This window comes from Thermoactinomyces sp. DSM 45891 (genome assembly GCF_900119485.1).
Lineage (GTDB): Bacteria > Bacillota > Bacilli > Thermoactinomycetales > Thermoactinomycetaceae > Baia.
Window position 1 is genome coordinate 502,348 of sequence record NZ_FPJZ01000001.1, and the last position, 14,971, is coordinate 517,318.

At 42.4% G+C, this 14,971-nt stretch carries 13 protein-coding genes; 1 reads left to right on the forward strand and 12 read right to left on the reverse strand.

Annotated elements, in window-relative coordinates; translation table 11 throughout:
* Window positions 1-21: 21 nt before the first annotated feature.
* On the reverse strand, window positions 22-1,725 hold the full coding sequence (locus tag BT147_RS02555; RefSeq protein ID WP_083426304.1) for a toxin C-terminal domain-containing protein: 1,704 nt from the start codon (window positions 1,723-1,725) through the stop codon (window positions 22-24).
* Window positions 1,652-5,554, reverse strand: coding sequence for an RHS repeat protein (locus BT147_RS02560; RefSeq protein WP_072330578.1), 3,903 nt, complete (start codon window positions 5,552-5,554; stop codon window positions 1,652-1,654). Before BT147_RS02560 ends, BT147_RS02555 begins: the two co-directional genes overlap by 74 nt.
* 113 nt (window positions 5,555-5,667) lie before the next feature.
* Here BT147_RS02560 and BT147_RS02565 point away from each other — a divergent pair, with 113 nt between their 5' ends.
* Window positions 5,668-6,081, forward strand: coding sequence for a cell wall-binding repeat-containing protein (locus BT147_RS02565; RefSeq protein ID WP_072330580.1), 414 nt, complete (start codon window positions 5,668-5,670; stop codon window positions 6,079-6,081).
* 130 nt (window positions 6,082-6,211) lie between these two features.
* Here BT147_RS02565 and BT147_RS02570 read toward each other — a convergent pair whose 3' ends face one another.
* From BT147_RS02570 to BT147_RS02615, 10 genes are all read right to left on the reverse strand, one after another.
* Complete coding sequence (locus BT147_RS02570; RefSeq protein WP_083426306.1) at window positions 6,212-7,093, reverse strand: M50 family metallopeptidase; 882 nt, start codon at window positions 7,091-7,093, stop codon at window positions 6,212-6,214.
* On the reverse strand, window positions 7,077-7,943 hold the full coding sequence (locus BT147_RS02575) for a M23 family metallopeptidase (protein ID WP_177239638.1): 867 nt from the start codon (window positions 7,941-7,943) through the stop codon (window positions 7,077-7,079). Before BT147_RS02575 ends, BT147_RS02570 begins: the two co-directional genes overlap by 17 nt.
* A 202-nt stretch (window positions 7,944-8,145) precedes the next feature.
* A complete protein-coding gene (locus BT147_RS02580; RefSeq protein ID WP_072330584.1) occupies window positions 8,146-8,967 on the reverse strand; it encodes a carbohydrate ABC transporter permease in 822 nt (273 codons plus the stop codon).
* A 1-nt stretch (window position 8,968) separates the two neighbouring features.
* The gene (locus BT147_RS02585; protein ID WP_072330586.1) at window positions 8,969-9,850 is read right to left on the reverse strand and encodes a carbohydrate ABC transporter permease; all 882 of its coding nucleotides are present in this window, start codon (window positions 9,848-9,850) and stop codon (window positions 8,969-8,971) included.
* 77 nt (window positions 9,851-9,927) lie between these two features.
* On the reverse strand, window positions 9,928-10,722 hold the full coding sequence (minD, locus tag BT147_RS02590) for a septum site-determining protein MinD (protein ID WP_072330588.1): 795 nt from the start codon (window positions 10,720-10,722) through the stop codon (window positions 9,928-9,930).
* Window positions 10,723-10,739: 17 nt separating this feature from the next.
* Window positions 10,740-11,420, reverse strand: a complete 681-nt coding sequence (minC, locus tag BT147_RS02595; RefSeq protein ID WP_083426308.1) for a septum site-determining protein MinC — start codon at window positions 11,418-11,420, stop codon at window positions 10,740-10,742.
* A gap of 73 nt (window positions 11,421-11,493) precedes the next feature.
* Window positions 11,494-12,201, reverse strand: coding sequence for a RadC family protein (gene radC, locus BT147_RS02600; protein ID WP_286118946.1), 708 nt, complete (start codon window positions 12,199-12,201; stop codon window positions 11,494-11,496).
* Between the two features lie 58 nt (window positions 12,202-12,259).
* Complete coding sequence (locus tag BT147_RS02605; protein WP_072330590.1) at window positions 12,260-12,856, reverse strand: Maf family protein; 597 nt, start codon at window positions 12,854-12,856, stop codon at window positions 12,260-12,262.
* Window positions 12,857-12,986: 130 nt separating this feature from the next.
* Window positions 12,987-14,117, reverse strand: a complete 1,131-nt coding sequence (locus BT147_RS02610; protein WP_072330592.1) for a hypothetical protein — start codon at window positions 14,115-14,117, stop codon at window positions 12,987-12,989.
* 80 nt (window positions 14,118-14,197) lie between these two features.
* Window positions 14,198-14,881 carry a prepilin peptidase gene (locus BT147_RS02615; protein WP_143187887.1) on the reverse strand — a complete coding sequence of 228 codons (684 nt, stop codon included), beginning with the start codon at window positions 14,879-14,881 and terminating at the stop codon, window positions 14,198-14,200.
* Window positions 14,882-14,971: the final 90 nt, after the last annotated feature.

Here is a 14,971-nt window from a genome sequence, read left to right on the forward strand (position 1 = left end):
GTCTCTGCTGGTTTGCAAGTCTTAGTCACCGATTTTATTTAGATCTTCATCAAAGGTTCCCATTCTCGTTTTCTTGCTCCCCAAGTTTCTGACAGAGTCAGCCATCTTCCAAGCTCCACCATTGTGTGAATCTACATCTGGCGTAATATATAAATTTTTCTTTTTATGCTTAAAGACTGGTTGTCCGTGAGATTGAAAATTTGTTTTTACATAACTCAACTCTTTTGCAGCTTTCGTAGCCTCGGATGTAGTTTTATATTTACCAAAAGCCTGCAAATTTAACGGCAACTTATTATGAACAAAAATGTTCAAATCAGTCACAAAGTACGTATGATACCCCTCAACTGTAATATTGTAAACCGTAGTATGTTTCTTCTTCACTACAATTTTATCAATAGGAAGTCGCTTTCTTTTTGAGGTAAAGAGATTATCACCTTCACGTAGGTCTTTTACCTTGGTCCAGCCTTTGCCCTCGACCCAGAAAGGATGTTCGGCAGTGGTTTCAATCTTTTGATCGGAAACATAGACTTCATAAATCTCGTCTACTTCTCTTTCAAAGAGATGGACTACTTTTTTATAGTCTAGGTTCCCTGTTTTTTCATCTTTGGCGAGAACTTTATCTCCAATTTGTATTTCTTCAATTGGCTTTTCTCCAACCGATGTCGCAATCAGGGTTCCCGCAGTAAAGCAGCTAATTGGCTTAGGAGTTGGTGTAGAAGATTTCCCTGTGAAAAATCCTGCAATAGAAGCCGTAGCCTTATCAATGTATTTACCAGCACTTCTCCCTACGCGAGTAGTGGATAACCAAAAACGAAAGCCACTAGATGCTTCATATTCTGGGGCTAAAAAGAGCCCAATTCCAAATAGCACACCATCAAATATATTTTGGGCTGCGTACTTCTCTTCCAAAGTTAGACTAGATCGCATTTCCTCTACATACGCTCTTTCAGCACCAAACTTACCTCGATATTTTCCAGAGTAGAGGGTTTGTTTCCAATGCTTGTAAGCATTCTTATTCCTATTACTAGGACTAGGATTAGGTTTTGGCTTTGGCTTAGGTTTTCCACCAATCCAACGACCAGCTACTCTTCGAGCAGAGGGATCGTAGGGTGCTCCTAAAGGTTTATCAATTAAATGCTTCTTGGATGGCAAAAGATAGGTTAAGTCATATGGTAGAAAAAACTCCCCTGCATGTCCATCTGGATCATGATTGGATACTGGGTTCCCATCGGTAAATCCGTACACATTGTAATTCGCTGTATCCATGAGGAGTCCTCTGTACTTCTCAGAATCAGTGTAGGAATCTGCTGTCAGATATCTTCCTACTTCTGGGAAGTAGTTACGGAATCCGAGGTCATAGGATTTCGTATTCGGATCCCATGGCTTACCGGAGTAACGGTACGCGTTGTACATTTCCTTATTCGGATTCTTCGGATCAGGCTTGTCTACTCCTGAGAAGAGAGCGTCATCGTTTTCACCATAAGGGGTGTACCCATATGTGGCGCGGACGTCACCTTGTTCATCTAGGAGCATCTCTACATCGACATCGGTGTTGTTGAGATAGTAGGATGTTTCACTACCTTGAGCCACCTTTTTGGTCATCGAGAGTCGTTCACCCCATGGAGAGTAGGTGTACGAACGAGCGATGATATCATCTACTTCTTCCGAGATGACTTGTCCACCTGTTATCAAATACGTCGTATTTGTATTCTTCTTGGGTAACATCGTCAGCCTTGATTTGAGAGACACGACCTATGGAGTCGTACTCGTATTTCTTGGTCTTACCAGATGTCGTTTCCGAGATGAGTCGGTCTCTATCATATTGATAATTGGTCGCTACACCATCTATGGTCTTGGAAATAATATTGCTGTTGGCATCAAGTACATACTGTTCCTTGGAAGAAGATGTTCCTGTTTTGTTGTACTCAACTAGGCGATCTCGTGGATCATACTGATACGTATAGGTATAGTTAAAAGCTTTCTTATCTGCATCAATTCCGGTATAGATGTCCTTGGTACGGTGTCCGTTTGCATTATATTCTAAAGCATGCTTTTGGATGGTGGTACCGTCTTTCTTCTTGGTCTCCATCTCTTTAAGTAGAGCATCGAGATAGTACGTATAGCTCGTGGTCATCTCGTTTGGTTTCGTTACTTTGGAGATCTGACCATTTGGCGTACGCTCGTACTTCGTCCATTGATACTCTTTTGTACCGGCCTCTCTACTCGCAAGTTGCTCGACTTGGTTCATGGTGTCATAGTAGAACATGGAACGAGTGAGCGGATCTTCTTGCGAGTCGATGTTTCCATTTCGGTCGTATTCAAACTCTCGCTTATTCTTGACGACGCCTTTTGAGATATCTTCGATTATGGCTACTTGGTTCATGGATGTGTAGGACATGCGGTACGTATCCAGTTTGGCTCCTGTGCTCTGGTCCTTCGTCTCAACCAAGTTACCATTTGCATCGTAAGCATACTCTAAGCGCTTATAATCAAACACTTGTGAGTCGGGTGTACGTAGTCCTGCATCGTAGGTTTTCTTCACTTTTCCATCTGGATGGTAATCCCATGTCATTTTCCGTTGCATTTTCGCGTCGGCACTTTGTACGAGACGTTCGGTTTCAAGGCCAATATCGTTGTATTGATAATTAGTCTTTGTCTTCCAAGGGTCTTGTATTTGCTTGATCAAGCCATTGTCGTAGTAAGTAAAAGTTGCGGTGTTACGTGTGTTGCTTCCTTCTGTCGGTGGCGTACTTACTTCGACCACATTGCCTGTTGAATCATACTTATATCGGATGCTGTGTTGCTCTCGGAAGCGCGTATTTACGCTCGTTGGATCATAGGAGAAGAATGTTTCAGAGACTCGGTTCAACGCATCGTATGATTTTTTGAGTACGAAGTCTCCTTCGTTTGGCGTTTCCACTCCACGTGGAGTCTCTACTTCCGTTTGATTCCCCATTTTATCATAGCGATACTTGGTAATCCGAACCTTATCTTTATCGTGTTGATAGCGACTCTCGGTAAGTAATCCTCTCGCATCATAGTAGTTGTACTTGAAGTTTCCTTCCTTATCGCGAGTACGTGTCACCTGACCATCTGCACCATATTCAGTTAGAACATACTTCCCTTTCGCATCGGTTTCTTTGATCACACGATGATTCAGGTCGTATTCTTTCTTCACAGAGTAATCATCTGGGTCAGCTGTAAGTACACCGAGTGGTTGGGTTACTTTTATCAAGTTCCCAACGTTGTCATACTCCTGCTTAATCTGATCCCCTTTGGCATTGGTAATCGTAGTAACTTGGTCCAATGCGTTATGTTCATACGAGGTGGAAAAGTCGTCTGCGTTATCTGGCGTTACATTGCCGTTAGGCTCTGTTTCTTTCACCAGCTTTCCTACTTCATTATAGGTAAAGGTCTTTACGCGTTCAGTAGTCGAGTTATCATCTTTCGGCAATATGGTTTTGATCACGCGATCCATCTTGTCGTACTCAGACTTTGTTTCCGCGCCTGTCGGTGTCGTTTGAGACAAGACGTTTCCATTTTTATCTAAGACGGGACCTGGTGTTGTAATGAACTCTCTATTTAACTGATCCTTTGGTGCTACTGTCTTGATTACATCTCCTAAGAGATTATAGGTAACGGTTGTAGTATTCCCTTTAGCATCTGTTGTAGTAAGAACTTCTCCAAGAGGTCCATAGGTAAAGGTAGTGACATTCCCCAATGGGTCTTTCACTTTCTTTGGTTTCCCGTTTGGATCATAGCCTAGATCGGTTGCATTTGGATCTCCATAGGTGGTTACTTTTCCATTTGCATCGGTCTTCGTTTTAAGAAGTCCTGTATTCGTCCCAGCTGCATTTGGATCGGTGGTATCGATTGCTTTTCCTTTTGCATCTGTGATGTAGTAGGAGATTTTGGTTTCATTCCCCATACTATCTTTCTCAGAGATGACATTCCCATTTTTATCATGGGTATAGGTAATCGTTTTTCCTTCTGGCGAAGTAGCCTTGGTCAGCAATGCAGATGTGTAGTCATCCGAATACTTATATTCATTTTTCGATGCTTTCCGTGCAGATGAATCTGTTAGAGCATTATTCACTTGATCCATCTTGGTAACAGGTAGTCCATGATTATGAGGATCGTAGGTCGTAGTCGAAACTGCACCGTTTGGCTCCTCAGTCCGGATGAGGTTATCATCGTCGTCATAAGCATATTTCGTAGTCTGATTCATCGCATTCGTAAAGGAAGTGTTCCGTCCGCGACTATCAAATAGATATCGAGTTTTCCGATCTTTCGCATCGGTAACATTTACTTCATTGCCATTATAGTTGAAGTAAGTCGACTTTCCATCCCGATTGATCCACTCGCCGATTTTATTGGCATCAGTACCCGATTCGATGTATTGCACAGAGGTTTTATTTCCTCTTGGATCAATAACGCCTGTCATCATATTTTTCTTGGTAGCATGATAGGTAAACTGATAGGTTCTCGCAAGTGACTCGGAACCATTGCTTTTATCAATACCATCTACGATTTTCACGAGACGGCCATCACTATCATAGTGAAGAGCTGTTCGTCCCCCTACTAAATCATCGATATATTGAAGCTGATTCTTGGATGTGTAGGTAAACGTTAAGACTTGGCGACCAGATGTGTCAGTCATATATTTCAATACATGTGTATCTTTATTATCAATCTTTTTCTTTTCATAGGTGAAAGTTGATTTATTTCCATTCCGATCTACTACTTCCGTTACGTATCCATCCCGGTTAAAGTAATATTTTTGCTGATCCGATCCAGAAACAATCCACTTCCGTTGTTCGATACTCCCACCTTTACCGCTCTGGTATTGTAGCGTTAGATTGGTTCCAGATGGAGGCACAAACTTTTTCTTATTTTTATCGTAGGTAAAAGTATGGCTACTTCCTTCATCATCGATCAAGACAACAGATCCAGAGACGATTTTATCCGTTTTCGTCTCAATCTGAGCCACGTTACTCATCGGTGCACCTATACTCATCATCGAGTTAGTATCAAGTGACCAACCTTTGCCCATAATGGTGGACTGATCATTCAAGCTGTTATAGGTAAGAGTTGCGTAAGTAGTAAAACCTTTAGTAGCATGTTTAAACGGTGTAAAGCTATAAGCAAAATTCCCCTTAAATAGGTTGGCTCCCACTACACTATTGGGACCCGAATTTTCTTTAATATGGGTCGCTGCTTCTCCAAGGTTCTTCTCCGTTTTATCCTTCTCAACAGCCACCTTCTGATTCAACGTAGCCACTGGCTTCTCACTTTGAGATAACCAATTCTTTGAATCCTGCAAGATATCCCATCTCAAAGTAAATTCTTCACGTAGATTCGAAGAGCTAAGCGTTGGTGCGATTACCTTTGCCCTCACTTTGATGCTTTGACCCGGCTTGATATCCACTGGATCTGGATATTCTATTCCATTTTCATCAATAGGGCGGAAGGTCGTTTTCGCTTGATTCGCTGAAGTGCTTACTTCTTTCCCCGTAGAGTCGACCCAGTGATAAGAAAGGTGATTATTTCGCATCAGCACTCAGTGTTTCGATTTCGAAAGGGTATCCAACTTTATATGTAAATAAAGATGAGATTTCAAGCTCAGTCGATTCCTTCCTGAAGAAATATCCACAGTATAAAAACTTCGTGATTCTAGGTGGTACGGGGCAAGTCTCAGAGACTATTGCAAATAAATTAAAATCCTATTCTTCCCAAAACAAAGTGGAGCGAATTGCTACTCTAGGTGGGAAATATGAAACCAATATCAAACTCATCGAGAAATTCGGTCTTGATATCAAAACGGTTGTCATTGGAAGCGGTAATGAATACACATCGAGTCATGGGAAAATATACTCTGATGTCGTAGTAGGTGCTCCTCTTGCGGCGAAACATAACGGAGCTATATTGCTTACTCATCCAACTGAATTAAGTACCTATGCAGTGGAGTACCTAAATGCTCAGAAAACAGCGGGAAAAAAGATTGACCAGATTTTTGTTCAAGGCGGACCTGTCGCAGTAAGTGACAACCTTCTTAATGGCATGTATAAATATGTTGATTAAAAGCTATTTCCCCTAGATTTTCTTTGGAATGCTTCTATCATTTTTTCATACAAAAAGTGTAATCGTGGAGTTAAATCCGATTACACTTTTTACTAACAAATAGCTAATTTCTTAATTTGACTTATCCTACTTAACTTATCCGCTGATGCGGCGGCTTCTTCGGTACAACTGGGCTAGAGAAATACCTCTTTAATAACTGCTCCTCTGTCAACACACCTAGTACCCCACCATCCTCACCCATTACTTCCACAATGTGTTCCTTCTCTTTATACCAAGACTTCACAATCTGACGTAGGGTCGCTCCACCAGCATGTCTAATCTGAACAGACCTCCACTTTGGATCGATCCCCTTCTCCAATCGATGCAAGAGAAAGCGGATAAATTGATATTCTCTTTGCCTATACGAAATCACATTGCTATAAAGAAGGAAGACAGAAATCGAAAATAGTGGGACGTGAACGAGACTTCCTGGAATGAAAAAGGACAGGATTACAAGCAGAGATGCGGCCAGTAAGCTCCACCAGAGGGTAACGGAAACGGCGTTCCGGTACGGAAGTAGATAGGTTAGCCATACTTGAAGAACCCTGCCCCCATCTAACGGATAAATGGGGAGAAGGTTAAAAGTAGCGATCCATAGATTCCCTTCGATGAAATACAAGGTCCACTCTTTTGTCCACCATCCTGCTTGATAAAAAAGGACACTGATTAAAACCATCCATACATGGTGAAACGGGCCTGCTAACGCGACGACAATCTCCTCACGATTCGGCACAGTCCCCCATTCATCCATCTTGGCAACGCCACCAAAGGGAAGAATCTCCATGGAACGAATGCGCCAGCCAAATGACCAGGCGGCGGTTATATGGCCTAACTCATGAATCACGATCACGACAAAAAGGGTAAGTATTTCAATCCAGTGCCCTGTCCAAAGGGATAGCAGGATCACCAGCCAAAAAAGGGGATGAATTCGAATCTTCATCCCTTTCCATGGCGAACTAGTTCGGGGAGCCAAATGAAATCACCTTCGTTGGATCTAGCCAAGTATTTTGTTTTTGGATAGCGAAATAAAGGAATGATTGACCTTGTTTGTCTTCCGCTTTGCCTATTACATCTCCCTTTTTCATGGCAGCTTTGGCTTTTATAGTTGGCCTATCCAGAAAGCCATACCAACTCTCACTCCCGTCTTCATGCTCCACGATAACGGTTTGTCCTAATCCTTCTTTCGTCCCGACAAAGGAAACCCAGCCATCTCTTGCTACATGAACTTGTTCATTTTGGACTAATTGTAATACCATTCCTTTTCGCTCAGATGTATAGGGAAGAAACACTCTCCCTTTACTGGGTACTTGCCAACTCGTACCTAATTGATCTCCGGGCTTAGCCTGCTCTAGAAACGTTCCCACAAAAGCAGGTAGCACGGTAGCATTTTCCCCTACCACCTGATCTATCAATTTAGCAATAGTAGAAACATCCATATTATGTTGTAATGCACTTGTGAGCATCTGACCTACTTTGGTTTGATGTTGAACAGCAAGTGTAGTACCAAGGAACAAAGTAGCCGCTATCACCATCTGAACAAGAAATTTCACAGGTTTATTTCGTTTTTTCTCTTTCTTATTCCATGGTTTCGCCTTTCCCCAAGGTTGCATCCCTCCCATCGCATAACTAGAAGCTGTTAAAGGAGGTGCCACCCAGCTCGGATACTCGCCTTCTTGTGTAGTGAGCAAGGCAACGGGCGCTCTGTCTTCCGAAGAAATTTCCATTTGATCAGGCTGGGCCGAATTTATTTTATGTGATCCTTGGCGGATCAGACGAATTTGTTCTTGTCTACGCGATTTATTATATACACCCCATTCTTTCAAAATCTGATCCTCCTTTCCATTCCTTACAAAGGATTTTGTTTGTACAATCATATGTCTTGTCCCTCGCTCATATGCTTGTGGTAAAGAAGGAGGGGATGAAGATGCGCAAATTTTTTGAGCGTATGTTAGATAAGATTTCGAAATGGATGGGTACGAAAAAGAGCTCATAGTCATAAAAAAGGGTGATCGTAGACGGAAACGATCACCCTTTTTTATAGAAATATCGATTTGACACCAAACGCTGAGCGAAAAAGAAAAATAGCAAAGTAGGCACCGTTATGATCATAGCCGCAGCAGCCATTAAGTGATACTGAGTGTTAAATTGGTTTACAAAATGCTGTAAGCCGACAGGTAATGTGTACATGTCTTCCGATTTCAAGAAAGTAAGAGCAATAATAAACTCATTCCACGTTGTTAGGAAAGAATAAAATGCAGTAATGGCTAAGCCTGGTAGCGTAAGCGGAAGAACCATTCGCCAGAAGATCCCAAACTGCGAACATCCATCCATTCGAGCCGCTTCTTCTATTTCGATGGGAATGGCATCAAAAAAGCTCTTTAACACCATCACACAAAAAGGAACGGTAATAGCTAAGTACGCGAGAATCACGCCTACGTATGTATTAAGCAAATCTAGCTGATCAATCATGATAGAAAGCGGAACAAGGAGTAAAATCCCCGGAAACATTTGTGTAAATAGGAAGCTCATCGTGATCCCTTTTCGCCCTCGGAACCGAAAGCGAGAAATCGCATAGGCGGCAGTAGTGGACAAAATCAATCCAATCACCGTTGTCAAAAGCGAGATGATGATACTGTTTAAAAACCACGTCCAAAACACTCCATCTGACCTCGTTACTACATCTACATAGTTCTCGATCGTAAACGTCTTAGGCAATATGCGAAACGTGTCACTATAGATCTCGGATACGGGCTTCAAGCTTGTCAGTAACAGCCACAGAATGGGAAATAGGGAGACGAACGAAGCAATTCCTAGTAAAATGTGAACCCATTTATTTGATTTACGCATTTTAATAGTACATCCCTTCGTTCTGATTTGCTTTCAGTACACGCTGATAATATAGGGTGAATGCTATTAAAAAGCTAAGAATCACGACTCCATAAGTAGAAGCTATGCCGATATTGCCATTTTGAAACGCTTCCTGATATGTATAGGTTATGAGGGTCTCAGTCGAATTCGCAGGGCCACCACCTGATACGATATAAATCACATTAAACATATTAAAGGTCCAGATCATCCCTAGCGCCGTAGCCGTTACGGCAACTGGACGGAGCAAAGGGAGTGTGATATGAGTAAGTTGTTGCCATGAAGAGGCACCTTCGATTCGAGCTACTTCATATAAAGATCTTGGAATACTTCGAAGCCCACCGAGAAACGTGATCATCATAAAAGGAACGCCGATCCACACATTTACCATGATGACGACCAGCATCGTAATCGTACCATCATCTAACCAATGGAAAATCGGAAGCTTTACTTTATGTAGGACTTGATTCATAAAGCCAAACCGATCGTGAAACAACCATAACCATGCATAGGCCCCGACAAAAGACGGAACGACCCACGGAATCATAAGCAGGGTCTGATAAATCGCTCGCCCTTTCCGAATTCGATTTAAGAGCAGGGCCAGTACCAGACCGATTGTAAACTGGAGAAAGAGATTGATAACCGTCCACGCTATGGTCTGGAATATGACATCACGAAAAATCGAATTAGATGAGAAAAATGAGCTAAATAACTCTATGTAGTGTTGAAAGGTCATCTGACCATGATGATCGATGAAACTATAACGAATCTCTGTTGCTAAGGGATAAAAGAGCACTAGCCCGATTACGAGCAGTGAAGGGAGTAAAAATATCCAAGCGATCCACGCACTTCCTTTTAACTTCATCTTGTATCATTCCTTCTGTCCTTCTTAAAAAATAGCAAAGGGAAGAAAGGCATTTCCCCTTCTTCCTCCAAAGCTGTTTATGCAAACCCTAACCATCGTTTCATTTTGACCAAGATACTGGAATCTGGTTCTAGGACGAGTAATGGAACCATTTCCCCCATAATTCGCTTCGAGATATTACGATATGCTTTGCCGGATAAGCTACTACGTTCCCACACGATTGGCTCGCCATCGTTGCCAGCTCGAATCACTTGTTCATCATCAGGGACGACTCCTAGTAGATCAATCGCGAGGACCGAGACGACTTCATCAATCGCCATCATCCCGCCCTCCTTTACCATTTGGGTCTTGAGTCGATTAATCACTAACTTAGGAGTAGGCATATCCTCTTTTTCGAGTAATCCGATCACTCGGTCAGCGTCTCGAATCGACGCATTTTCTGGGGTGGTAACCACAATCGCTTGGTCAGCTCCAGCAATGGCATTTTGAAATCCTGATTCAATCCCTGCTGGGCAATCGATGATGACATAATCAAATTCTTCTTTTAATTCACTTACCAACCAGCGCAAATGATTCGATGTAAGCGCACTCTTATCCTTCGTCTGCGCAGCGGGCAATAGATATAATTCGTCACAACGCTTATCTTTTATAAGTGCTTGTTGCACTCTACATTTCTTCTCAATAACGTCAACTATATCATATACAATTCGATTCTCTAAACCCATCAGGACGTCTAGATTACGCAACCCGATATCTGTATCAATCATAACCACTTTCTTCCCTGCTAATGCCAGCGCTGTACCCACATTTGCGGTGGTAGTCGACTTTCCTACTCCACCCTTACCAGAAGTAACAACAATGCTTTCTCCCACTTGACTCCCCTTCCTCTCTATAACGATCGATAACTTCTCTGTACTTCTTTCCACTCTCGGTCGGGGCGGATCTGACAAAAATGATTCATACGTTCTACCGAAATCTGTCCATCCACTACATGAGCAAATCGCATCGTGCTATCAAATTCAGTCCACTCATCGGGAGGTCTAGAAATAACATCGGCCACACGAAGCTGTGTTGGCTTAAAAACCGATGCCGAAATGATTGCCCTCTCATCTCCATGCATCCCTGCATGAGCTAATCCCCGTAGCGCTCCCATTACATAGATGCTTCCAGAAGCTTGAATACTGCCACCCGGATTTACATCACCTAGAAATAGCAAATCTCCTATATGAGTGAGGACTTGTCCAGAACGAACCGTTCCCGAAAGAGTCGTAATCCCCATTTCAGACTCAATTAGATGCGGTCTTCCTTCTGATTCAATACCATAGATCACTAGATTCTTTTTTTGGGCAAATATATCACGTAACAACTGTTCTTCTTCATGTGTAATTTGACGTGATCCCAACTTAATTCGAATCTTTGTATCTGGTCCCTCCCAAAGCGCTTGATTATGCTCCAATTTATGGGTTAACTCTTCTAAAATCTCCGAATAGGGACATGAATCATCAAAATAAAACAATAGGCCATCCTTGGTTCCTTTGATCGTTACGTAAGGCTTCATCACTTTCCCCATTCACGTCACCCCGCCTCAACTCTATTTTTTCGCTAAATTCCATCATTTTCCTTCTTATTGTCAAAAAACCGTTTTAACTCGGCTCAAACATCAAGCCTTCATTTCGCAAGCTACAAAAACGACCATCTCCAATAATGATATGATCCACGACTTCAATCCCCACTAACTCCCCAGCCTCCATTAGACGCTGGGTAACCATTACATCTTCTGGACTAGGTGTAGGATCACCACTCGGATGATTATGAGCACATATGATGGAAGCTGCATTGTACCGAATTCCCTCTCGAAAAATATCTCGAGGATGTACGATGGAAGAATTTAATCCTCCGACAAAAATATCTTTTTTATGTATAATTTTATTCTTTATATTAAGATAGAGACAGACAAAATGCTCTTGCGGGAGATAACGAAGATCCTCCATCAAGTATTCAGCCACAGTCTCTGGATTTTGAATGGATATTAGCTCTTCTCGTCTATGTTTGACAAGACGCTTTCCAATTTCAATCCCAGCCAAAATCTGAATCGCTTTCGCCTCCCCAATTCCCCGGATCTTCGTCAACTCTTGAAGAGAAGATCCGTGTAGGTTTCGCAGTCCATTCGTCCCCGTAAGCAAGCGCTGGGCTAGTGCTAGAACAGACTCCCCGCGGCTGCCTGTTCGAAGAAGTAAAGCAATTAATTCCGCATTTGATAAGTGTTCTGCACCAAGTTGAATCATTCTCTCTCGAGGTCTCTCCTCTGCTGGAACATCTCTCATCAGTAATTGAGAACGACTACATTCCACTAGAATCCTCTCCCAAACATTTCGAATTGATTAGGTGTCCATCTTGATGCATTACACATTACAACTTTGACTTCTCAAACAGTGGGCAAGAACAGGCTTCTAACATATCCACCAGCAAGGATAGCGAGATCCCCACTACATTAAAATAGCAACCCTCAATCTTTTTAATAAAACTAGCCCCATATCCTTGAATCCCATAAGAACCAGCCTTATCCATGGGTTCTCCAGTCTCGATATACCAGTTCATTCTTTGATCCGATAACGGGTTCATCCACACATCTGTGATCGCATGCCTCGATAACGAACGCTTTACCTCACCATCCCTAACTTCGATCAAACTAATGCCGCTAAATACTTGATGCCGAGTTCCTTGAAGGCGTGATAGCATCGCAAACGCATCAGCTGGATCACTCGGCTTTCCGAGAATCCGTCCGCCTTGCACCACAATCGTATCCGCACCAATTACCCAAGCATTTTTCTCTTCCTCAGCCACTTTCGCCGCTTTACGCAAAGATAATATTTCTACTACTTCACCTGGTTCTATCAAACCTTCTATCTCTTCGCTAACCTCACTCGTCTGCACACGAAAATCCACTTTTAGATGGGCTAATAATTCACGTCGTCTGGGTGAGCTAGATGCTAAAACAATCTCCACATAAGCGCCTTCTTTCGTCCAAAATCCTCATATGTACAAAAAAGCACCTCATCAAAAAGGTGCAGTCAAAATTATGGTAATTTTAGTTTAGCAAACTTGGCATTATTCAACAAGAATCTAACCAAACTGACTATTGAAATGATTCAATTAGTTGCTGGTACGAAGTACTATAACGGACTAGCCCTTCTTGAATCATCCATAGCAATGCTGGATTTGGATTCTTCTGGGCTTCCTCGGCTGCTTGTACCGACTGATCAATGCCTCTAATCATCTCCGATAAATAATTTTTAGATGTTTGTGGTAAAGAGCTGGCGATTGCCTGTCCATCCGTGAGGAGCTTTCGATGCTTTTCTAGATACTCTGCTTTAAATGGAAAGGGGGGCGGCGGTTCTTTAGAACTGGTAAGTTGTGCTACGGTTAAGGGTGTCATCTCCTGTACCATTTCATTTCCTAGATGGATAAACGACTGCAATGATGAATCAATCTGTTTCTTGGTTTCTTTTTGAGACGACTGTATCTTTTTTGAACTTACCGGAATCCCTTTTTGTTTTAGAAAATGAGACAACTGTCCTGCTTGTTTCTCATCGATTGTCATTCCTACGAGGATTCGATCTGGATTCGTAAACGATAATACTGAAGCAAATCCCTTTGAACGAAGCTCAAAAACAGCTTTTTGTGCAGCGGATGCGTCACCGTAGCCTCCTGTTTCCATCAAAATAAAAGGCATCTCTGGAAAATGGTTGGGATCGCCCTGAACAGGGGTTTCTTGTTTCGAATCACTTTTCGGTGTGAGATGTGAATCAATGGAGTTCGTTGGTCGCTTTTGTGAATCACCCGAAAAAAACAGAGATAGAACGGATACCCCCATAATCGAACCTAAGATCGTTGCACCTACTATCGATAACACGACCTGTAGCCATGTTTTTTTCCAGTTAAACTTTCGTTTTTTCGAGTTTCGAGGGGGAGTATGAGGGGAACTCCACTCGATGATCTCTGCCTCCCGATCATCTTCGATCGAGAAAACTTTTCGAAAGCGATACGCACTTAATGCATCTAGAAAGGTACGTCCCTGAGCGGGCGATTTCGATTCCACTGGCTCTATGTCTGGAGTTCTCTTTTCTTCCTCATTCTGAATCAGTTCAACGGTCACAGACGTAGGTCCCGTTGAAGGGGGATGTGTAGCGACTTTTACCAAATGATCATCCCGAGAATCGTTTACAGCAGACTTTTCTCGTTTGGGCTTTACATTTACTTTTACCATAATAGATCCTCCCTCCAGAAACTTTCTATCACAGTATATGGACAAATACCCAAACTAGAACTGCGTACTAGCCAATTTTACTAGAATGAGAGAAACCATTCTAGATAGCCTGCCCACATCGTTTCTCCTGCCATCCAAGCAATGATCGCCCCGAGTACAATATGTGGACCAAAAGCTATTTTTTGTTTTCGAGCCATTTGTTTGGTTGTGAACGCTCGTAGCAACACCAACCCACATGCACTCACACATGCGATCCATAGGTGAATAACCCAATTCCATGTACCTAACCAAATAAAAAGAGCGGTTAATAGCTTGATATCTCCCCAGCCCATAGAACGAGTAAGCAAGGCCAAAACGATGAACAGGAAAAGAATCCCCACTCCAATCAACCATTCCGTATGCAAATACTCCTGATAGGATTCACTCCGAATCTGCTCCACAATCCCTAATCCACACATCACAATCACACATAGATTCGGAATCATCCCCACCCATAGATCCGACCACACAATCATCCCCATGATCCATAAGATCCCAGTAATGATGAACCATTCAGTGTAATGAGGGAAGGAATTGATAGAAAGTAGAATGATCCCATACAACAATGAGATCCCATTCATCCACCATGTGACCTTTTTAGGCAAATCATCTTTCCAGCTACTATGCAGTTGGTTTCGCTTCTGTCTACCGGTTAAATATAAGTGTGTAATATTGGGTAATAGCCCGAAAACGAGAATGCATATAATCCATTGCCATGTATTCAATGTGGGTTCCTACTTCCTAGATTATTGTAGTCGACCAACTAACCCTATTTCTGTACAATGGAGTTAATCATTTTCTGTAAATAAGGGTTA